Source organism: Chitinophaga sp. 22308 (genome assembly GCF_052045305.1).
In the GTDB taxonomy this organism is placed as follows: Bacteria; Bacteroidota; Bacteroidia; order Chitinophagales; family Chitinophagaceae; genus Chitinophaga; species Chitinophaga varians_A.
This window is the reverse complement of record NZ_JBQEOP010000002.1, coordinates 1,152,350-1,171,248: the sequence shown is the minus strand read 5'-3', so window position 1 is coordinate 1,171,248 and position 18,899 is coordinate 1,152,350. Positions and strand designations below refer to the sequence as shown.

The window sequence follows — 18,899 nt, the reverse complement described above, 5'->3', positions numbered from 1 at the left end:
TATTGCACGCCACACAGGCCTATAAAACGAAAAAAGGGCGCCTCATACTTTTGAGACACCCTCTTTTTATCCTGCGTAACTACAGATCAGTCCGCTTGATTAGAATACAGATTTCCGCTGCCGGATATTCCGGTCACGTGAGCTGTAGTCCCACTTTGGGTAGCGGAGATGGAAACTCCAGCCAGCTCTGTAGGACTGTTGGGGTCATCCACATAATCGGCACTCACCAGCACGCGGCAGGCCTTCTGATTGATATTAGCGCAGCCGCTCAGGTTTTTGCCTTTGTACTCCCAATAAGCGTTTGAGGGGTTCTGCACATTGGCTTGAGTGTAAGGCTGGCTGCTCCGGAACTCGAACACGTACATATCAGCACGCTTTGAGCTTTTGGCTTCCTTGAATGCAAAACCAGTAAATGCGACCACAGCGGCAAGTATGCCGAACAAATACTTTTTCATGACATGAAATTTTTGTTGTTATCAAAATTGTTTACGATGAATACCGGACAAATTACCCCTTCATGCAGGAGGCGCTCGGCTACCTGTACTGGATCGTTTACCGCTGGCCACTATTCCAAGTATCGCCAGAACGATCATCAAAAAATTGAACACGATGTGCGACTTCCACGACAAAGATTCCAGCAAGCCCGCACACATACAGGGCAGCTTCGGCGCAAAGGCCATCATATAGCTCAGGTAAACGATAAATACCAACATTACTATGATGGTCGCCTTAAAACCGACCTTACGTGTTACGGGAATGAACAGCGCCACGGCTATCATGATTTCCGTTACAGGGAGTGACCATGCCAGCACATTCGCTATGTCTACCAACAGGGGAGACTTACCCAACGCATCTTTGAACTGATAATAATTATACAATTTATCAAGTCCAGTAAATAGGAAAAGGCATATGAGCAAACCTGCCGCTACCTCTGCCACTATGTGCCAACGGCTATCTGCGGATATGTATGAGCGATATGTTTTATGGAAATTCATAGTTATGATAGGCAATACAATTCCCTATAAGGGTTATCCTTATTACTATACGCTCCATTCTGTTGTTGGTAAGTTAGAGTTACTGTCCTTTGGCTAAACTGCGGTCTTCAGGATTTCTATTGTGTCTGCTAAATCTGTACTAAAGGTAGGAAGCCGCCACATTGCTAACAATATCGGAAAATTGAAATTTCCTTTTTGATGTAAAAAACTGCTTTTTTGACACATTGTATTTTTTACATCCAATCGAACAACATCAGCTCTACCAATAATTGAAAAGCCATTCCGATATTTTTATCACGCCATGCAGACAGCTTTATTTTCTCCATCGGAAAGAAAGCACGCCGCAAATTATTGTATGTACGGAATCCGCATTGTCTCGCCACCTCACTAAGCGGTAATTGTGGATTGGACAGCATGATGTGCTTCGCTGCTTTCACACGTTCGTACATCAGGTAGCGATACGGCGTAATACCGAACACCTGCCGAAACTTGTACTTAAAATCCGTGGTGTTCATGCGTGTATCTTTCGCCCATTGTTTCAACGTCATAGCCTCCGGGTATCTTTTCCGGATCATCTCCCGGACGAGATATAAGTTCTCCACCTGGTCAAAAGCTATCTTCTTATCATGCTCCTTGTTTTTGATAAGTGTATTGACTACCTCTTGTAAAATGTGCTTCGCTACAACTTCTCTTGTGGGATCTTTCAGCAGGTCTTCCATTGCTTCTAACACTGTATAACTACTCCACGCCGGCCTGTCCGCAATCCACACGGGCCGATCTGATCCTATCTGTGCTGCAAAATTCTCAAACGTGCGCCCGCGTTGTTTTAGCTGACTGAACAAAGCTGGCGATACCTGCATATCCACTACCTCATATACCTCGTTCCCCTTTAGGTGCAATTCAACATCTGTTAAAGGAGAATAGGCAAAGTGCATCTGGCCCTGCATAATTCCAATAGGCTTGCCCAGGAACACATGCGCTATGTGCTTCTTCAGCATTAGCCGAAAACCCAGCCATCGCTGATCCCGCCGCACACGCAGCGATACATCCTCGTAAGGCTGGTAGGTACTTCGCCAGATAGTGAAATGTTCCTGCTGTACTTCCTGATAAAAAAAATCGCCAAAATTGTTAGTAGACTGGAAAGCTAGACTTCCGGGAATGTGGGACTGTGGTAAAGCGTAAGGACTGTTTGGCATAAAGCTAACCACTCCGTTCGTTCGTTCGGACAAGGTAAACATATAGGGTGGGTTTAAATGATTAATGGGTTACCTACTATTAAGTTGCTGGCATCTTTCCGTATTAATTTAAAATGGTTATTGAATACGGGGTATTGTCCGGTTGAGCTGCCCCTATATAAATTTACTAAACTCCAACCATTTCAGCATATAGGCTTCGTCTACTTTATTTACATATTTATCTAGTAGCAGATTGAATTACAGGAGAAATCAGCCCAAAGCCTGTAAACATTTCTATTTACATCATTCTACCGGTAATAGTTAGGGTATTTGGGTAGTCGGCGTAAGAACATCAATATAGCATCCGTTGCGTCGCACTCTTGTACGTCCTGCTTTCCTATTCACCAGCGCCATTACTCACAGCATTTTTCCAATCACGATTACATACCACTTGTTAATAACGTCTACGTACACACGATTGTTACACAATTACAACAATACTCCAATAGATGTACTGTTTTCAGGATGCAAAAAGAACAGCCCTGGAAAAAAATCTCCACCCTCGATGGCTTTTATTGTTACGGGCCTCGGGTAGTATTTTTTTCTGGCAGGCAGTTCTTTTCTTTCCTGAAAACACTAATACGCTTTGCGTGCGAAAAAGAAGAAAGCGGCGCACACAGTAAGCCGCAATGTTTAACTCAAAACTTTTTCGTTATGCAAATTCCCAACAACTTATCAGAAATCGCGAAGATCATCCGCGCAGATTGGAAGAACGTACACTATACCGCTAAACCCTACCTGTCCGCACTGGAAACATTGGACAGCATCAACGATCACTTTTTTGAAGACAGCGCCCGCAGCATTGTTTGTTACTTTCTCGCCAATGCACACTCATGGCACGGCGAGACAGCAAGAGCGGTAAAACAGAAGTTAAACGACTTGTTGAAAAATCCCAATCAGTAGAACCACCGCCGGGGAAAGCCCCCGGCTTCCTTCCTCACTATAAACTTTTTATCGATGAAAACAACAACACTTAGCCGCCTGATGCGCATGTCATGGGAAATACAGCGCCGCCGCTGTACCAACCGTTCTACGGCCCTGCTGTCTGCGTGGGTAATCTTTAAAAATGACGATGTAGCCGTAGGCTACCTGCGCGCTAAACACAGCACCCGCAACAGTAAACCCGCACCCGCTGCAAACTATTCCCTTTTCAACTTTTAAAAATATCAGTCATGAAATATTTCAATAGTTGCAAAACCATAGAAGAAGTTAAGACACTTTACCGCGAGCTGGCAAAAGAACATCATCCCGACATGGGCGGAGATACTGCCACTATGCAGGAGATCAATAAAGAATATGCTTTTGCCTGTGCCTTCATTGCGAAGGGTTCCGGCCTCACCGATGAACAGGTAGACCAAGAGTTAAAACTGTCCGAAGAATACCGCGCAGTGATTGAAAAAATCATTCATCTGCCCGGCATCACTATTGAGCTGGTCGGCAACTGGATATGGGTTACCGGTGATACCAAACCAGTCAAGGAAACCTTGAAAGATGCCCGCTTCATATTCGCTTCCAAAAAGGTAGCATGGTTCTACAGAAATGAAGCCTTTAAAGTGCGCGGCAACGGCGCACCCCTCGAACAAATCCGCGCCAAATACGGCTCGCAGACTGTACACGGCAAATCCAAAAAAGAACTTACCGAAGCATGATTATACCGGGGCGGCACAACCGCCGCTCCGCTCATCTTTTCTTTTCACTCAAAAAATTTATCTCATGAAAAAGATCAGTCAACAGGCTACCGAAATATTTAGCCAAATCTTGGAAAAATTGGGAACTCAATCGCACGTAAAACTCGAATCCTCCGGCTTCATGCCTTTGACGGTGGAAGTGTTAAACAGGTTCATAACTACTGCCGCAGGAGAAGGCACTATCTACAGCCTTTGCCACTACTACGAAATGAACGGCGACCTGATGCGTGACCCCGAAATGTGTTTTCTCGTCGTTGATTGCCGGAAGGAACCAACAGACTTTAAAAACCTTCACGTCTGCCCCCAGATGTTCCAACAGGACAGCTTTCCACTATATGAGGAAAGCATCGAAATAGAAAATAATACAGTTGTAGCATTCTGGCCAGGCTACCAACATCAGCACTGCCTTTTTGCAAACCAATGGCTAAAGAATATCCAGCAACAAGGCTTTTTGAAATAACACCAGCGCGGAGCAATCCGCGCTTATTCTCTCACTCTAAAATTTAATCACATGCCCGCACTTAATCAAATGTACAATGTTCACAAAGCAAAATTAATCTGTGAACTTTTTCCCGAAGAAATGCCGTCGTTCCTCGATTTTACAAAGGCACTATCCGACAGGATAACCGCCGCGCCCGATGATCTCCGTAAGGACTGGAAAGAAAACCCAATCATCGGCCCCGATCATTGGTTGCGCTATGCTGCGGAAACCAGCAGCATTATTTCAGAGTACGGAAAAAAACTGGCAAAATCACCGAAAGCGTTTTCCGATCAGCTTTTCGATGGAATGATAGCACTGTACACCTGCCACTGTTTGGATCAGTACGTCCAGCACGAAACCACTAACGAGAAATTCAAGTTCGCTCACCAGCTCATTTTTTAAATCATACTTAAATACAAACGATATGCAACCGACAATATTTGTACGGCCTGAAATGGTATTGCCTGATAATGACCAATGGCAACACAGATTCAACGTAAAAAGCGAAACATCCAATCGCCTCTATGTTATCGCACAGAACAAAAAAGGCAGGTATTGGGGCTGTTCCTGTCCGCGCTGGAGAACGCACCGGACTTGCAAACACCTTTCCGCCCTCGGGCTACCGGCAAACTGTACACCGTATGAAGTGAATCTAATAAACCATTAGACTATGGCAAAGAAAAAAGGCTTCCTCGACGGTTACCAGACATACGATACAGCAGGCGGCTACGGCAATGCTCAGAGCTGGCGGGATGCGTTCAAACAGACTATGAGCAAGGAAGATGCTACCGTACTAATGAATGAAGCTGTGCAAACTCCGCATGAGATACTAGGCATATCACCGGCAGCTTCCGCAGCAGAAATAAAAACGGCATTCCGTCAACTGATACGGCAATGGCATCCTGATACCAACCAGCACCGGCTTGCTGAGGCCGAGGCTATGAGCAAAAAGATCATAGCAGCCTACACACTTCTTTCATAGAATTTCCTCAGAGACACTTTTTTCCTTAACCGGTCTGCCTTCCGTGGACATGGAGGGCAGGCCATTAAAACACATCATTATGAAACACAATTATGAAGAACGCCGACAGAACCGCATTGACTACGCAAACGAGCAGGCGGCTAAATTGAAAAAGGAATCTGATAACCTGTATAACAAGGCTATGGATATGGCCTCTTATATTCCTATGGGCCAGCCAATACTGGTAGGGCATCATTCTGAAAAGAGGGATCGGAGATACCGGGAGAAAATTCACACTACACATGGAAAATCCATTGCAGCCAGTGACAAGGCCAGGTACTATGAAAACAAGGCTGCCACAATAGAGGCGAATGATTCTATTTCATCAGACGATCCGCAGGCAATCGCCAAACTAAAGGACAAACTTGCAGTATTGGAAAGTACCCAAGCATTTATGAAAGCAGCTAATAAATGCGTCAAATCCCGTAACAAAGCGGCATTTATGAACCTTCCCCACGCCACAGAAAAAATCTGGCTGGAGATTACAACGCCTGACTATTTAAAGCGTACTGGCTTCGCAGATTACACCCTCCGAAACAACAACGCCAATATCCGTAGGGTAAAACAACGCATTGCCCAACTAGAACGTTTGGAACAGCTTATAACCGCTGAAAAAACGATAAATGGCGTTCGTGTAGTAATAAATACAGAGGCAAACCGGGTACAGCTTTTCTTTCCGAACAAGCCGAATGAAGATATTATAAACCGTTTGCGTAGCAGGGGTTTCCGCTTCTCCCGTTCCGAGGGCAACGCCTGGCAACAGTTTATCAGTAGAAGCGCCGTAGATCACGCCTATATGGTAGCTGGCCTTTATGAAACAGGAGACGGCGCACAGTAACTAGTAATCAGCGGCGCCCCATCCGGCGCCGCCATTTTCCCACTTAAAAAAAACCATATGTCAATACCTAAAAGGAAAAACGCTTATAAGGTTTTCTGCCGGTCTGCGAGACGAGTAACTATGCAGGAGGCACTTTCAGATCCGGATAAATACCCATATGCAGAAAACCTGAATGAAGACGGTGATGTTTTAGCTTTTCATACATACCTTGATGGTTACTTTTTCTTTGAAACCAAATGGGACGGAAAAATAGTTTACGAAGTTCCTACATCAACCATGAACCCAATTTTCTTCGATCCCAAAGATGCAGAAAAGGATCTATTTGATATGTGGAAAAAAAATAGAACATGATCCAAAAGAAGCTGCCGCCATGCGTTAGCTCATTTGATAGAAGACAACGCATGGCGGCAGCTTGCAATTACCTAAATAGACAATGATCTACAACTCCAGGCATCGAATGCTTTCCAAAAATGGTCTGCCTTTCCGTATTCCGATTTTCAATTCATACCGATAATCTACTGGACAAAATGCAAAGTCCAACGATTCACTGTTCAAGGTATAGTTTCGTAACCGTTTGTTGAGAAATACCGTCAACTGGAACCTCAAGCCTCCTTCCTGTGAAAAGTAACCATTAATCCCCATCACCTTCTTTGCCCATATTTTGAAGTCCAAACGGGCAACCACCAATCCGGTAGGAATCATTTTTGATTCATAAGGATAATCCTTTGGACGCAGCCCGATCTCTAGGGCTTTCCCCCACGCCAGCACATTGTTCTCCATCTTCATTTCATTTCTGCGTTAACAAGGATATTTTTTCGTTCAGTTCAGTTAGCCCGGCTTTCTTCAGCAACTCATCCGCAATGCCTTTTATCTCGCCAGCAGTATTTTCATCCATACCTGCTAGTAGACTATCTTCCCTGTTCTTTAAGCCTGAATCAATCACTTTCACCAAAAGCAGGATTAGTCTGCGCGGTTGGTTCACAGACAACTTCACCGAATCACCCATTCCAGGGCTTGCGAGTAATGTTTCAAACACCACCACTACGTCTTTTGCACTTAACATACACTTGCGTTTTTATGAACAATATTTTTCTGTTGTAAAAATATTTTCTTCCATCATCACATCCATGCTTATCCTACTTCCTTATTTGCAGGGGTATGTTCCCCGCTGTGCCACAGAGTTACTTTTGTATCTGCATTATTGATTAGTGGATTTTGAAAACTGTGAGTTATGACAATAGAGCAAGCGAAAGAGCTGGACATGGTAGACTATCTTGCCAAAATAGGATTCCAGCCCAAGACGATTAACGAACCTCATTACTGGTATATTTCCCCGCTACGTCCGGATGAAAAGACACCCTCTTTCAAGATCAATCGGAGCATGAACAAATGGAAGGATTGGGGTAGTGGTGACCACGGCAACCTGATCGACTTCGGCATCAAGTTCCACCAATGCTCCGTGAAAGATTTTCTGCAAAAACTGGATGCAAACACTCCGACGTTTAGACCAACCCAGCAGAAGGAAGATCCAAACGGGCCACAGAGTGAAATTACTATCCGCAGAGTTCAGCCGATAACATCACTTCCATTGATCCAGTATGTGCGACAACGCGGCATTCCCTTGGATACCGCAGAACGATATTTGAAAGAGGTGCATTACGATCTCAAAGGGAAAAATTACTATGCCATCGGATTCAAAAATGATGCTGGTGGATACGAGCTGCGCAACAAGTATATCAAAGCCAGCTCCGCACCCAAAACGTCCACGTTTATAGACAACAAATCAGGTGAGCTTGCAGTATTTGAAGGCTTTTTTAATTTCCTCTCCCATCAAGCCATTAATCGCAACAAACAACAGCCACCAACCAATTTTTTGATACTAAACTCTCTCTCTTTTTTCGGCAATAATATTTCCCGCATGACAGCCCATGATCGTGTCAAATTATATCTCGACAACGACAAGTCAGGCGACAAGGTAACTAAGCAGGCAATGGCTATCGACTGCCATAAATTCAGCGACGAACGCAAGCTATATGCACCTTCCAAAGACCTCAATGACTGGCTGCTAACAAATCATCCACAACAACAGCACCAGCACAACCAGCACCAACAGCGCCGAAGCCCTTAGCATTTCCCGGCGATAGGTACTCTACTCACCTGGGCAACGGCCCATGTTTGCCATAGGCCATTGCTGCATCCAGTACTGCACACCCATTTGTCACCCATGACAAAATCTGAGATCGCCTGCTGCGCCGCGATCGGCCAGATGTACGGTTGTGGCACAAGCCTCAACCGAATCTGGCCGGCCCTCTCCGAAGTCGGGGCCGGGAATCGCCACAGGCGCTAAAAGAACCATTTTTTCCCATTCAAAATTTATCAAATGAAAGCGCAAAAGATCAATCGCGACAAGCACCTCCATGTGCGGCTCACGCCGGAGGAATACAATAAGCTATACGCACAATTCACCACTTCGTCAAGCCAAAAATTCAGTGAGCATATTCGGAAAATCCTATTGGACAAGCCCATCAAAATGTATCACAGAAACCAGTCGCTCGATGACTTAATGGCAGTATTAATTCTGCTCAAAGACGAGCTGAATGCCATCGCCAACAACTACAACCAGGTCGTCAAAAAACTCCACATGCTCAATGATAAATCTGACCTCGCAGGTTGGCTCTCACTGAATGAAGCTGGCCGTAAAGCCTTGAACGAAAAGATCATCGAGATCAAAGAGAAAATCGCTCAAATCAATGACAAATGGTTGCAAGAGTAAACGCCAGCAAGTCCCTGCGCAATGCACTCCACTACAATGAACATAAGGTAAAGCAGTCCGCTGCTGTCCTCATTCATTCCCGGAACTTCGCAAAGGACACGCATAAGCTAGGCATCACCGACAAACTGGGAACATTACAGAACCTCGCGGCTCGTAACGAGCGCACGAAAGTAAACAGCGTCCATATCTCTTTGAATTTTGATCCATCGGAAAAAATCGACGACAGTACGCTGCAAAAAATTGCTGATTCTTACCTTCAGAAAATCGGCTTTGGAGATCAACCGTACCTCGTATATCGTCACAACGATGCCAGCCACCCGCACATACATATCGTCACCACGAATATCAGGCGAAATGGAAAAAGGATACCATTACATAACATCGGCAAAAACCAGTCAGAAAAGGCGCGAAAACAAATAGAAAAGGACTTTAATCTTGTCCGGGCAGATTCAAAACAGCGGCAGCAGGTACATGAAGTAAAGCCGGTAAATGTTGAGAAAATCTTGTACGGAAAAAATGCCGCATCAGGCACTAAACGAGCAATCGCCAATGTTCTCGATGCAGTCCTTCCGAAATACAAATACACCTCGCTACCTGAACTGAATGCCGTCCTGCGACAATATAATATCACCGCCGATCAGGGCGGTAAAGAATCCCGCATATACAAAGCTGGCGGACTGGTTTATAGGGTGCTTAACACCAATGGCGAAAAAGTGGGCGTGCCTATCCCGGCAAGCCATATCTACAACAAACCCACACTTAAAAATCTGGAAAAAAGATTCCAACAAAATCAAATCGACCGCCGCCCACATATGCAGCGTGTTCGCAACGCCATAGACTATATCATCGCGACAAAAGGTAAAATCACCATACCCGAGCTGCAAACACATTTACAGAAAGAGCGGATCGCCCTTGTGGTTCGACAAAACGCGGATGGTATCATCTATGGGTTGACCTATGTAGATCACAAAACCCAAACTGTTTTTAATGGTTCTGATCTCGGTAAAGCCTACAGTGCAAACCAAATGCAAAATCGCCTCCAGCAGATCCTGCCTACGCCTCAGAATGCCCTGCATCTCAAACCCGCAACATCCCTTTCACCCAAGCCAGAGCAGACGCCCGCAGAGGTAGTAAAAGGCGCTATCGAATCGGTATTGGAGATAGAAAAGGAAACCTCTCCGCAGGCTGAATTTGACGAAAGAAAACGGAAAAAGCGAAAAAGACTATTTCATTAAACCTGCTGGCAACCAACATTCCGCAGGTGCGAATCCAGTAAAGAATACTTCGGAAGCCAGTAGATCAAGTACAAAAATATTTTGTTATGTCAATGCGAACAGGTGAAAACGAACAGGGGTTGAAAAAGATCATTGACCTCACAAGAATGATAGCAATAGTAATTCTTCTCCTTCATTGCTACCACCACTGCTATTACGCTTTTAAGCTCGTCGGGTGGACGAGCAATATATCAGACCAATTACTGAAAAACATTATAAAGACTGGGCTACTATCAGGGTACTTCAAAAGTAAACTCATAGCACTTTTGTTCCTGTTTCTTTCCTTACTCGGAGTGCGCGGCAGGAAGGATGAAAAAGCTGACGCTAAAGCCGGTGTAGCCCTTCTCTTTTCCGGATTAATAATCTACTTTATCAGTGGTCTGATATTAATTGTAGACAGACTTCCGGCGCAAGTTGTTGCTACTGTATACATATTATTAAATGCACTGGCGTTTATACTACTCATTACAGGAGGCAGTATAATAGCCAGGTCTTTAAAAAAAAGACTGAGCGGAGATATTTTTAACAAGGAGAATGAAACGTTTCCGCAGCAGGAGAAACTACTTGAAAATGAGTTTTCGATTAACCTACCTGCGTTCTATTTTTACAAAGGCTCTCGGCGGGATTCATGGCTGAACTATGTTTCGCCTGCGCGTGGCCTACTCTGTGTGGCATCGCCCGGAGCAGGAAAATCCAGATACCTAATTGAGCCTGCAATCCGGCAACTTCTTGCCAAACACCATGCAATGGTGTTGTATGATTTCAAGTATCCCGACCTCACCATTATTGCATACAACCACTATCTGAAAAACCGGAATAAGTATCCGGTGAAACCCACATTTCACGTAATAAATTTTGACGACCTCCCGCACAGTAACCGCTGTAATCCGCTATTCCCCGAGATGATGCACGACATTTCTGATGCCGTTGAAGCTGCGCGCATACTCATGCTCGGTACCAACAAAAGCTGGCTCCGCAAGCAAGGAGATTTTTTCGTGGAGTCTGCAATTAATTTCACCATTTCTGTCATTTGGTTTCTACGAAAATATGAAGATGGCCGCTACTGCACCTTGCCGCATGTCATAGAATTTATGCAGGTGAAAATGGATAAGCTGTTTACGGTACTTCAAACAGAGCCGGAAATATCAGCTTTCATTTCACCTTTCATTTCTGCGTTCGTTGAAAACACAATGGAGCAACTGGAGGGCCAGCTTGATGCTGCCAAAATTGGCCTTGCCCGGCTGTCATCACCAACCATATACTACCTATTAAGCGGCAACGATTTCACGTTAGATATTAATAACCCTGCTGCACCAAAGATTTTGTGTTTGGCAAACAACCCGCAGAAACAAGAGGTTTACGGGCCACTATTGAGCTTGTTCATGACGCGGATCAGCAAGATCATGAACCAGCCAGGGAAAACCAAATCCGCAGTAGTACTAGATGAATTTCCCACCCTCACATTTTTGGAACTCAGCACCCAAATCGCCAGCGCGAGAAGCCATCTAATTTCTACCATTTTGGCTATGCAGTCGGATCATCAGTTGAGGCTTCAGTACGGGAAAGAGTGGGCTGATGTTGTGTTGAACATTTGCGGGAATATTATGATCGGTCAGACCAGCGGGGAACTCGCCAAACAGGTATCGGAGCGCCTCGGCAAAACAATGCAAGATAGAGAGAGTATCTCCATTAACAGCGGTGACACGTCCATTTCCCGAAGCAAGCAACTGGAAATGGCCGTGCCAGTGAGTACGATTTCAAACCTATCGAGTGGTGAATTTGTTGGAATTTGCGCAGATACACCTGAGCAGCCCATTGAACTAAAACGGTTCCATGCTCATGTGAAAGTCGATAACGCCGTCTTGAAAAATGAGAAGGAAAGTTATCTACCTGTCCCGGTGGTTAAACCTGTAACCCGCAAGGATATTATGGACAATTACGCCATCATCAAGCAGGATGTGCAAGATATAGTCGAGGCAGTGTTACAAAGCGTCTTAAATGATCCGTCGCAGGAAGGGCTGATCGTGAAAAAAACTTAATTGGCTGTTGGAGCATCTGCCACGTCATGTTCGGCAGTAGGTTGAAACAGATAAAAGGTTTCGCGACTGCGTTTTTCTGATATGAATTTTCCACCTCCGTTGATGTTCAATATAAACTGATCCTCACGACTGAGGTCTGACAGTTTGCGCGCTACCGTGTTTTCGTTATAGGCACCGTTCAACCTCTTTGCTACAAAAGATGCAAGCTCCGCACGAGAATATTCTCGTCGTTCGCTAAAGGCTTCAGCCAGGGCAGCGTGTAATTCGTTCGCCGAACTGGAGCCTTCCTTTTCGCTTTTATCTTCATCCTTGTAGTCCACTTTAACCAATGTTTCCAGCTCTTCATCATAAGCAATATAAATCGGTTCATACCGTCTTTTAAAACGCATTTTCTTAAACACCAATTGGAAAACATCTTTGTCCTCTTTATCATTCACACGACGTATCTGCAATTGAGTAGACGCCTTCAATGTAAGCTCCGTACCTACGTGTCCGCGGGCTTTGTCATTTCCGCTCAGATTCTCATGTATCAACAGCAGGAAGGTCATATTAAATTCAGTTCTCATGACGTTCATCCAGTCATGGATCTTGTTTGCACTTGTAGAGGAGTTAAAATCATCGATACAATCCGTAGAAACATCAAGAACGACCAACATATGTTCCTTTACTTTTTTCCTCAGTTTTTCGACATATGACTGCAAAACTTCCAGCCTATTATCCCGGGAAATATTCAATATAGGAACAGGAGTAAAACGGGATGAAATGGTATTTGGTTTGTGGCCCGCATTCCTATTCAGGGATTGAATAGAAGTAGGAAACTCGTCCTGCATGTTGCGTTCAGTGTCAACATACAAAACATGGCAGGGCATATCCGGGTTTGCGACAATATTCAGTTGATTGCCACCCGGATTACCGACAGCGTTATTTCCGACAATAGCGGCAGTGCAGATGATCTCCGCCAACCGGCTTTTATGACTACCTTCTTTACCTTGAATAGCATTGATGGTATAGGGCCGAAACAGCGGCTGTCCATTTATATTTAACAACGCTGGCGGCTGTGCAATTGGATTTCGCGAAGCCTTTTTTACTTGCGCCACATTTGTTTCAAGAACTTTTAATTCTTCGTCAACGGTTTTTCTTTCAGTGAAACTCATAGTTACTATTGATTAGGAATGTCGTAAAATACTTTGATTCCAAATTCCAAATGTTAATTACTTGTAAACGCCAGTCTCTTTTTTTTGGAATCAGTCCATCATGTTAGTGTAACGAATGCGTGTATGTGTATATGTATATATAGCCATTGAAACACGCATACATTTTTATCGCGGGAGAAAGTCTGATTGGAGGGCACGAATTTACGTCATCGGAACCATTCCAGCAAGCCTTTTCACCGGCAGTCTTTCATTCGGTAAAAATCAACCGCTGCTCCGTAAAAGTCAACACCTTCAAATTAATGAAAATCTGCTAATTCACGTACTTTTCGCGTATACCTTAACGCTATGCCCATACTCCCTCAAATAATTGCTGACTACCGCTATAATAGGTGGTCTTCAGAGCAGCTCCGCCAGCAGCTCAAAACAACTGAACTGCATCTTTATGAACTTGGAAATCGCATTGCTTCCATTAATCGCATCCAACAAAAAAGCCTACTGCGAAAGTTCAAAAGTCAGCTTCTTATTTATCAGATTGGCTACTACTTCGCTCTTTACGAGCATCTATACGACATTTATATGGAAAAGGAGAAACAACAACTAATCAAGGATCGCCCCGGTATGAAAGTGCTATTTGACGAGGGGATTGTAAAAGACATTCAGGACGTTATTTCTCTTCGAGAGAAAGCAAAAAACAGGCGATCAAATCCTCCATGAGTAAACGACAAACATTTAATTTTTTCAACGATTTATTAAACGTTTTCTAAATCTTTCAAATTTGTGGCACATAGATACATCTTGCTTTGTTCCGAACGATTATACAGAGATCGCCAGACCGCACAGGGCAACAAAACAATGCACTTTCATTAGTAATTTCGTTATATCCCTCTTAGCACTTGGAATTGTGAAGTATGAACAAGTGTGTGTTATGGACAAAAAAATGAAGCCGGAAACCGCAGTTAAAATACTGGGTGAACAGGGCATTACTGTATCTGTGGAAGAAGCCGCAGCCATCCTCGACATTATCTATCTATTTGCTGAAATTACAATCACCGAAATTTTAAGTCATGAAGAAAGCTGATTTATATATACGCGCAAGGAATGAGGTTTCCGCCCAACGGAATTGTATTGCGCACCAAGAAAAGGCACTTTTTGAATACTGCACCATCCACCAGTTAGAAATAGGGGAAAAAATATTCGACTACTGTCCCGCTGGTAACTTTAAAAGAAGCGGATGGTTAGCATACTACAAACGCTTACAGTCTTCTGCTGTCAAGCCCGATTTTATACTGTTCACGTCGTGGGACAGATTCAGTAAGAACTTTGAGGAATTGCTTATTGTAAAAGCTACTCTTAATAGAATGGGGATTACCGTTATGCCAATTGACGATTCGGAATCCTTTGCCGACGCCATAAAATTATACGGGCCTCAAAATGACAATTATGCGCGGATAGTTATTGCTAATCAATTTTTTTAAAAGTAACCATATGTTAGTAGCAGATTTATACATCAGAGTGAGTACAGACGATCAGCGAGACAAAGGCTTCTCCCAAAGAAGCCAGGAAGAAGTGCTGCGTAGATACTGCGACCACAACTTTATTCAAATACGCCAAGTGATTTTTGAGGATCACAGTGCCAAAACTTTCAATCGTCCACAGTGGAATAAGCTCCTGTTCGATTGGCGAAAAAAGAAGCATCAGGTTGATCTTGTGCTTTTCACCAAATGGGATAGATTTTCTCGCAACGCAGGGGATGCCTATCAGATGATTAGCACCATTCGTAAACTCGGAGTGGAACCGCAGGCAATCGAGCAGCCTTTGGACATGACGATCCCCGAAAGCAAGATCATGATGGCCGTGTATCTGTCCACGCCTGAAGTCGAGAATGACCGTCGCGCTCTCAATGTTTTTTATGGAATGCGCCGCGCTCGAAAAGAAGGCCGCTGGATGGGTACAGCTCCGATCGGGTATCAAAACAAAACGGACGAAAGCGGCAAGGTTAAATACATCTGCCCTAAGCAACCAGAGGCAGATATCATGAGGTGGGTATTTGAAGAAATTGCCTCCAACCGGTTCAATACAGAGCAGATCCTGCAAATGGCTCGCAAGCGTGGTTTAAAATGCAGCAAGAACAATTTTTGGGTGGCAGTACGTAATCCAATCTATTGCGGCAAAATTCACGTTCCTAAGTTCAAAGACGAGGAAAGTATCTTTGTGCAGGGGAAACACCAGCCTATCATATCTTCAACCCTTTTTTATCTGGTACAGGAAATTCTCGACGGACGGCGTAAAAAGCAACGGACAAAGATTGTTGTTGATGACAACCTGCCGCTGCGCGGTTTTTTAGTTTGCCCCCGCTGCGGCAGGATGCTAACCGGCAGCGCATCGAAAGGCAAATACAAGCATTATCACTATTACCATTGCATAACATCATGCGGATGCCGCTTTCCAGCAGAGAGGGCAAATCAGCTTTTTTCAAAAGAGCTTCGCAAGTTTGTGCCACGATCTCCATTCCGTGATATTTTCCGGCCTGCCCTCGAATACTATTTTAAGGCCCAAACTAAAAGCACCAATGACGAAAGGGATAGTTTAATGTCACAAATAGACACCTATACAGACCTGATAAGGGAGGCACGGAAATGTCTGTTCCAACACAAAATCACTGACGAAGATTTTAGGCAAAGTAAAGAAGAGTATGAAAAAGCCATTTCAAAGCTAGAGGATCGGCTGGCGGAGATTCCTAAGAAAAACTACAACATTGAGGGGATTCTCGAAAAGGGTATGCGAAACCTTTCTCAGCTTGATAATTTATATGAAAGTGGTGCAGTAGAAACCCGGCGACAGATCATAAGTTCGATATACCCCGATAAACTGGTATTTACTGGTGACGCATATCGAACTCCTAGAGTAAATTATGCAGTTCAGCTAATATTCAGCATGGATAAGGCTTTGGCAGAAAAAGAAAATGGGACAAGCCTATCTGTTTTAGACTTGTCCCATCAGGTGATCCCGCTGGGACTCGAACCCAGGGCCCATACATTAAAAGTGTATTGCTCTACCAACTGAGCTACGGAATCATTCCCTTTTCTGAAGGGAGTGCAAAAATAGGAATAATTTATTTTTAAACAAGTTTTTGTCAAAAAAATTCTGAAGATCCCCACCAATAAGGCTTATAAGCCAATAACAGCAGTACAAATATGTATCACACCTATAATAAAATGCTGTTACTATGAACTTCTCGCCTATTTTTGCAGTGCAAAAATATACCCATGAAAACTTTCTTTCAGAACAAGACAGTCGTTATTACCGGTGGATCATCGGGGATTGGCAGGGCTATGGTGGTGGAGATGCTGCAACACGGCGCTAATGTGGCGGTATGCGGCCGCAAGCTGCCGGCGCTGGAAGCGCTGCGCAATGAGCTGAACAATCCGAAGGGGCTGTTCATCTTTGTTGCGGACGTGAGTAAAGAAGACGATTGTAAGGCATTCATTGAAGCGGTGAATAAACAGTTCGGCGGTATCGACGTGTTGATCAACAACGCAGGTATTTCCATGCGGGCACTGTTCCGTGATCTGGATTTGAGTGTGCTGAAGTCGCTGATGGATATCAATTTCTGGGGGACTGTTTATTGCACCAAGTATGCGTTGCCGGCTATCCTGGCGTCGAAGGGCACTATCGTGGGGGTATCTTCCATTGCGGGCTACCGCGGCCTTCCGGGGCGGACCGGCTACTCCGCTTCCAAATTCGCGATGCAGGGTTTCCTCGAGGCATTGAGGACCGAGAATCTGCATACAGGCGTCAACGTGATGTGGGTATGCCCTGGCTTCACGTCGTCGAATATACGGAATACGGCGTTGAACCCGCAGGGACAGGCACAGAGTGAAACGCCGCTCGACGAGGACAAACTCATGAGCGCTGAAGCCGTGGCAACAGCTATCGCCAAAGCTATCGCTAAGCGCAAACGCACGCTGGTACTGACAGGACAGGGCAAGCTCACCGTATTCCTCAGCAGGGTGATACCCGGCATGCTGGACAAACTCGTTTATAACCACTTTAAGAAAGAACCCAATTCCCCTTTACAGTAAAAATCAAATTTTCTGCTTAAAATAGGCGCCATCGGTATTTTTACCTTTATTTGCAATGAGATTGCATTTAAAACCCCATGGCATCTTTTTTGGAAGGAAAGCGGACATTTAATTATGCCATTCAGATGTGATACCGGTAACTGTTAGCAAGGAAGGGCGTTGAAATGTGAATTTAGAGCGGGATTTAGAATTTCTGGCATGTCCATTATAACATTAACATCAGACATAGGGATGCAGGATTACCTGGTAGGTGCCATCAAAGGGCAGCTCTGGCATTACTGCCCGGAATGTCATGTTACGGACATCACCCACCATATCAGCCCGTTCAATCTCCCCCAGGCCACTTACATCTGTAAAAGCGCTTTCGCCTGGTTTCCGCTTGGCACGTTCCATTTTGTATTGATCAATCTGTTCGACCGGAAACCGGACCACGTCCTGGTGGCGGAACATAACGGCCAGTATATCGGCTGTGCCGATAACGGCCTGCTGACCATGATCGCCGGAGGTATGCCGGAGAAAGTGGTGAAAATACCGCTGCCCGCCAATGCGCCCAAGACCACGTTCACCATGATCCAGCTGCTGGCCATGGCTGCCCGTGAACTGAGCAGAGGCAAAGCGCTCGGGGAAATAGCGCCCCTCACGCAACAGATCCAGGTAAAACATAACCTGCAACCCCTGGTAGGCGATGACTTCATCGAAGGCCAGATCATCCATATCGACAGCTTCGAAAACGTAGTGGTCAATATCACCCGCGACCAGTTCGATGCGCAACGCAAGAACCGCCGCTTCCAGATATTCTTCCGCCGCAATGAAGTCATCAACCAGATCAGCGAATCCTACGCCGACGTGCCCGAAGGCCAGAAACTGGCCCTCTTTAACGCTGCCGGCTACCTCGAAATAGCTATCAACAAAGGAAATGCCGCCGGCCTCTTCGGCCTGCAGGGATTCCGCAGGGACCAACTGACCCAGCCCACCGGCTTCCAGCAACTTTCATTTTACCAAACTGTCAGAATAATATTTCAATGATCAACAGACTCGTTAAGATGGAGTTTGCGCCCGACAAGGTAAACTCCTTCCGGGAACTGTTTTCCCGTCAACAAAATCTGATCCGGCACTTCCCCGGATGCCTCCACCTCGAACTTTGGGAACATCCGGCCTCCGGAAACACCTTCTTCACCTTCAGCAAATGGGAGTCCGAAACCGCACTGGAAGCCTACCGGCAGTCAGACCTCTTCCGGGAAACATGGGCGGCCACTAAAGTGCTTTTCAGCGCAAAACCAGCAGCATGGACCGTTACAGAGGCTTTCAAAGCCTGAACG

General features: G+C 45.0%; 24 protein-coding genes, 1 tRNA gene and 1 pseudogene. 19 read left to right on the top strand and 7 right to left on the bottom strand.

All coding sequences use genetic code 11. The features are described from left to right. Nucleotides 1-86: 86 nt before the first annotated feature. The 3 genes from ACTJJS_RS11615 to ACTJJS_RS11605 all read right to left on the bottom strand — a co-directional run bounded on the left by ACTJJS_RS11615 (nt 87) and on the right by ACTJJS_RS11605 (nt 2,233). Nucleotides 87-455, bottom strand: coding sequence for a hypothetical protein (locus ACTJJS_RS11615; RefSeq protein WP_168873177.1), 369 nt, complete (start codon nt 453-455; stop codon nt 87-89). Nucleotides 456-515: 60 nt separating this feature from the next. Further along, nucleotides 516-995, bottom strand: coding sequence for a MauE/DoxX family redox-associated membrane protein (locus ACTJJS_RS11610; protein WP_440663814.1), 480 nt, complete (start codon nt 993-995; stop codon nt 516-518). Nucleotides 996-1,228: 233 nt separating this feature from the next. Next, the gene (locus ACTJJS_RS11605; protein ID WP_440663813.1) at nt 1,229-2,233 is read right to left on the bottom strand and encodes a helix-turn-helix domain-containing protein; all 1,005 of its coding nucleotides are present in this window, start codon (nt 2,231-2,233) and stop codon (nt 1,229-1,231) included. A 651-nt stretch (nt 2,234-2,884) separates the two neighbouring features. Here ACTJJS_RS11605 and ACTJJS_RS11600 point away from each other — a divergent pair. From ACTJJS_RS11600 to ACTJJS_RS11565, 8 genes are all read left to right on the top strand, one after another. Next, nucleotides 2,885-3,133 (top strand): hypothetical protein, encoded by a 249-nt coding sequence (locus ACTJJS_RS11600; RefSeq protein ID WP_168873174.1) that lies wholly within the window; start codon nt 2,885-2,887, stop codon nt 3,131-3,133. A gap of 54 nt (nt 3,134-3,187) precedes the next feature. Continuing rightward, on the top strand, nt 3,188-3,391 hold the full coding sequence (locus ACTJJS_RS11595) for a hypothetical protein (protein WP_168873173.1): 204 nt from the start codon (nt 3,188-3,190) through the stop codon (nt 3,389-3,391). A gap of 11 nt (nt 3,392-3,402) precedes the next feature. Further along, nucleotides 3,403-3,879, top strand: coding sequence for a hypothetical protein (locus ACTJJS_RS11590; protein WP_440663811.1), 477 nt, complete (start codon nt 3,403-3,405; stop codon nt 3,877-3,879). A gap of 64 nt (nt 3,880-3,943) precedes the next feature. Beyond that, nucleotides 3,944-4,378, top strand: coding sequence for a DUF6908 domain-containing protein (locus ACTJJS_RS11585; RefSeq protein ID WP_168873171.1), 435 nt, complete (start codon nt 3,944-3,946; stop codon nt 4,376-4,378). Nucleotides 4,379-4,429: 51 nt separating this feature from the next. After that, nucleotides 4,430-4,801, top strand: a complete 372-nt coding sequence (locus tag ACTJJS_RS11580; protein ID WP_168873170.1) for a hypothetical protein — start codon at nt 4,430-4,432, stop codon at nt 4,799-4,801. Between the two features lie 268 nt (nt 4,802-5,069). After that, a complete protein-coding gene (locus ACTJJS_RS11575) occupies nt 5,070-5,381 on the top strand; it encodes a J domain-containing protein (protein WP_440663810.1) in 312 nt (103 codons plus the stop codon). Between the two features lie 79 nt (nt 5,382-5,460). Next, nucleotides 5,461-6,258 (top strand): DUF3560 domain-containing protein, encoded by a 798-nt coding sequence (locus ACTJJS_RS11570; protein ID WP_168873168.1) that lies wholly within the window; start codon nt 5,461-5,463, stop codon nt 6,256-6,258. Nucleotides 6,259-6,315: 57 nt separating this feature from the next. Further along, complete coding sequence (locus tag ACTJJS_RS11565) at nt 6,316-6,609, top strand: hypothetical protein (protein ID WP_440663808.1); 294 nt, start codon at nt 6,316-6,318, stop codon at nt 6,607-6,609. 87 nt (nt 6,610-6,696) lie between these two features. Here ACTJJS_RS11565 and ACTJJS_RS11560 read toward each other — a convergent pair whose 3' ends face one another. Then, entirely contained in the window at nt 6,697-7,038 is a 342-nt protein-coding gene (locus tag ACTJJS_RS11560) for a hypothetical protein (protein ID WP_440663807.1), read from the bottom strand. Between the two features lie 7 nt (nt 7,039-7,045). Beyond that, the gene (locus tag ACTJJS_RS11555) at nt 7,046-7,321 is read right to left on the bottom strand and encodes a hypothetical protein (protein ID WP_440663806.1); all 276 of its coding nucleotides are present in this window, start codon (nt 7,319-7,321) and stop codon (nt 7,046-7,048) included. 168 nt (nt 7,322-7,489) lie between these two features. On the opposite strand from ACTJJS_RS11555, the gene ACTJJS_RS11550 reads away from it, so the two are divergent. The 4 genes from ACTJJS_RS11550 (at nt 7,490) to mobC (ending at nt 12,344) form a co-directional block, all read left to right on the top strand. Next, entirely contained in the window at nt 7,490-8,386 is an 897-nt protein-coding gene (locus tag ACTJJS_RS11550; RefSeq protein ID WP_440663805.1) for a toprim domain-containing protein, read from the top strand. Between the two features lie 252 nt (nt 8,387-8,638). After that, nucleotides 8,639-9,031 carry a plasmid mobilization protein gene (locus ACTJJS_RS11545; protein ID WP_440663804.1) on the top strand — a complete coding sequence of 131 codons (393 nt, stop codon included), beginning with the start codon at nt 8,639-8,641 and terminating at the stop codon, nt 9,029-9,031. Continuing rightward, nucleotides 9,016-10,266, top strand: coding sequence for a relaxase/mobilization nuclease domain-containing protein (locus ACTJJS_RS11540; RefSeq protein ID WP_440663803.1), 1,251 nt, complete (start codon nt 9,016-9,018; stop codon nt 10,264-10,266). Before ACTJJS_RS11545 ends, ACTJJS_RS11540 begins: the two co-directional genes overlap by 16 nt. A gap of 92 nt (nt 10,267-10,358) precedes the next feature. Then, entirely contained in the window at nt 10,359-12,344 is a 1,986-nt protein-coding gene (gene mobC / locus ACTJJS_RS11535; protein WP_440663802.1) for a conjugal transfer protein MobC, read from the top strand. Here the strand turns inward: mobC and ACTJJS_RS11530 are convergent. After that, a complete protein-coding gene (locus tag ACTJJS_RS11530; RefSeq protein WP_440663801.1) occupies nt 12,341-13,498 on the bottom strand; it encodes a hypothetical protein in 1,158 nt (385 codons plus the stop codon). The two genes, mobC and ACTJJS_RS11530, sit on opposite strands and share 4 nt — an antisense overlap. A gap of 345 nt (nt 13,499-13,843) precedes the next feature. Here ACTJJS_RS11530 and ACTJJS_RS11525 point away from each other — a divergent pair, with 345 nt between their 5' ends. The 4 genes and pseudogenes from ACTJJS_RS11525 to ACTJJS_RS11510 all read left to right on the top strand — a co-directional run. Further along, entirely contained in the window at nt 13,844-14,212 is a 369-nt protein-coding gene (locus ACTJJS_RS11525) for a hypothetical protein (RefSeq protein ID WP_440663800.1), read from the top strand. 211 nt (nt 14,213-14,423) lie between these two features. Continuing rightward, on the top strand, nt 14,424-14,576 hold the full coding sequence (locus tag ACTJJS_RS11520; protein WP_168873158.1) for a hypothetical protein: 153 nt from the start codon (nt 14,424-14,426) through the stop codon (nt 14,574-14,576). Further along, complete coding sequence (locus ACTJJS_RS11515; protein ID WP_440663799.1) at nt 14,563-14,973, top strand: recombinase family protein; 411 nt, start codon at nt 14,563-14,565, stop codon at nt 14,971-14,973. Before ACTJJS_RS11520 ends, ACTJJS_RS11515 begins: the two co-directional genes overlap by 14 nt. Nucleotides 14,974-14,983: 10 nt before the next feature. Next, nucleotides 14,984-15,922 (top strand): annotated as a pseudogene (locus ACTJJS_RS11510) (recombinase family protein); the annotation flags it as partial. A gap of 577 nt (nt 15,923-16,499) precedes the next feature. Here the strand turns inward: ACTJJS_RS11510 and ACTJJS_RS11505 are convergent. Continuing rightward, a tRNA-Lys gene (locus tag ACTJJS_RS11505) sits at nt 16,500-16,572 on the bottom strand. Between the two features lie 192 nt (nt 16,573-16,764). Between ACTJJS_RS11505 and ACTJJS_RS11500 the strand changes: the two genes are divergently transcribed. The 3 genes from ACTJJS_RS11500 to ACTJJS_RS11490 all read left to right on the top strand — a co-directional run bounded on the left by ACTJJS_RS11500 (nt 16,765) and on the right by ACTJJS_RS11490 (nt 18,896). Next, on the top strand, nt 16,765-17,580 hold the full coding sequence (locus tag ACTJJS_RS11500) for an SDR family oxidoreductase (RefSeq protein ID WP_343745588.1): 816 nt from the start codon (nt 16,765-16,767) through the stop codon (nt 17,578-17,580). Nucleotides 17,581-17,778: 198 nt separating this feature from the next. Then, nucleotides 17,779-18,606, top strand: a complete 828-nt coding sequence (locus ACTJJS_RS11495; RefSeq protein ID WP_168873070.1) for an SAM hydrolase/SAM-dependent halogenase family protein — start codon at nt 17,779-17,781, stop codon at nt 18,604-18,606. Then, on the top strand, nt 18,603-18,896 hold the full coding sequence (locus ACTJJS_RS11490) for a putative quinol monooxygenase (protein ID WP_168873069.1): 294 nt from the start codon (nt 18,603-18,605) through the stop codon (nt 18,894-18,896). The genes ACTJJS_RS11495 and ACTJJS_RS11490 overlap by 4 nt, the downstream gene beginning before the upstream one ends. The last annotated feature ends 3 nt before the right edge of the window (nt 18,897-18,899 follow it).

What these genes read in the sequence shown, in the direction of transcription:
- mobC (WP_440663802.1), top strand. Translation starts at nt 10,359, where the DNA reads ATGCGAACAGGTGAAAACGAACAGGGGTTGAAAAAGATCATTGACCTC.
- ACTJJS_RS11530 (WP_440663801.1), bottom strand. Translation starts at nt 13,498, where the DNA reads ATGAGTTTCACTGAAAGAAAAACCGTTGACGAAGAATTAAAAGTTCTT.
- ACTJJS_RS11590 (WP_440663811.1), top strand. Translation starts at nt 3,403, where the DNA reads ATGAAATATTTCAATAGTTGCAAAACCATAGAAGAAGTTAAGACACTT.
- ACTJJS_RS11550 (WP_440663805.1), top strand. Translation starts at nt 7,490, where the DNA reads ATGACAATAGAGCAAGCGAAAGAGCTGGACATGGTAGACTATCTTGCC.
- ACTJJS_RS11605 (WP_440663813.1), bottom strand. Translation starts at nt 2,233, where the DNA reads ATGTTTACCTTGTCCGAACGAACGAACGGAGTGGTTAGCTTTATGCCA.
- ACTJJS_RS11490 (WP_168873069.1), top strand. Translation starts at nt 18,603, where the DNA reads ATGATCAACAGACTCGTTAAGATGGAGTTTGCGCCCGACAAGGTAAAC.
- ACTJJS_RS11545 (WP_440663804.1), top strand. Translation starts at nt 8,639, where the DNA reads ATGAAAGCGCAAAAGATCAATCGCGACAAGCACCTCCATGTGCGGCTC.
- ACTJJS_RS11540 (WP_440663803.1), top strand. Translation starts at nt 9,016, where the DNA reads ATGGTTGCAAGAGTAAACGCCAGCAAGTCCCTGCGCAATGCACTCCAC.
- ACTJJS_RS11575 (WP_440663810.1), top strand. Translation starts at nt 5,070, where the DNA reads ATGGCAAAGAAAAAAGGCTTCCTCGACGGTTACCAGACATACGATACA.
- ACTJJS_RS11570 (WP_168873168.1), top strand. Translation starts at nt 5,461, where the DNA reads ATGAAACACAATTATGAAGAACGCCGACAGAACCGCATTGACTACGCA.
- ACTJJS_RS11525 (WP_440663800.1), top strand. Translation starts at nt 13,844, where the DNA reads ATGCCCATACTCCCTCAAATAATTGCTGACTACCGCTATAATAGGTGG.
- ACTJJS_RS11520 (WP_168873158.1), top strand. Translation starts at nt 14,424, where the DNA reads ATGGACAAAAAAATGAAGCCGGAAACCGCAGTTAAAATACTGGGTGAA.
- ACTJJS_RS11600 (WP_168873174.1), top strand. Translation starts at nt 2,885, where the DNA reads ATGCAAATTCCCAACAACTTATCAGAAATCGCGAAGATCATCCGCGCA.
- ACTJJS_RS11500 (WP_343745588.1), top strand. Translation starts at nt 16,765, where the DNA reads ATGAAAACTTTCTTTCAGAACAAGACAGTCGTTATTACCGGTGGATCA.
- ACTJJS_RS11555 (WP_440663806.1), bottom strand. Translation starts at nt 7,321, where the DNA reads ATGTTAAGTGCAAAAGACGTAGTGGTGGTGTTTGAAACATTACTCGCA.
- ACTJJS_RS11595 (WP_168873173.1), top strand. Translation starts at nt 3,188, where the DNA reads ATGAAAACAACAACACTTAGCCGCCTGATGCGCATGTCATGGGAAATA.
- ACTJJS_RS11495 (WP_168873070.1), top strand. Translation starts at nt 17,779, where the DNA reads ATGTCCATTATAACATTAACATCAGACATAGGGATGCAGGATTACCTG.
- ACTJJS_RS11515 (WP_440663799.1), top strand. Translation starts at nt 14,563, where the DNA reads ATGAAGAAAGCTGATTTATATATACGCGCAAGGAATGAGGTTTCCGCC.
- ACTJJS_RS11565 (WP_440663808.1), top strand. Translation starts at nt 6,316, where the DNA reads ATGTCAATACCTAAAAGGAAAAACGCTTATAAGGTTTTCTGCCGGTCT.
- ACTJJS_RS11560 (WP_440663807.1), bottom strand. Translation starts at nt 7,038, where the DNA reads ATGGAGAACAATGTGCTGGCGTGGGGGAAAGCCCTAGAGATCGGGCTG.
- ACTJJS_RS11585 (WP_168873171.1), top strand. Translation starts at nt 3,944, where the DNA reads ATGAAAAAGATCAGTCAACAGGCTACCGAAATATTTAGCCAAATCTTG.
- ACTJJS_RS11615 (WP_168873177.1), bottom strand. Translation starts at nt 455, where the DNA reads ATGAAAAAGTATTTGTTCGGCATACTTGCCGCTGTGGTCGCATTTACT.
- ACTJJS_RS11580 (WP_168873170.1), top strand. Translation starts at nt 4,430, where the DNA reads ATGCCCGCACTTAATCAAATGTACAATGTTCACAAAGCAAAATTAATC.
- ACTJJS_RS11610 (WP_440663814.1), bottom strand. Translation starts at nt 995, where the DNA reads ATGAATTTCCATAAAACATATCGCTCATACATATCCGCAGATAGCCGT.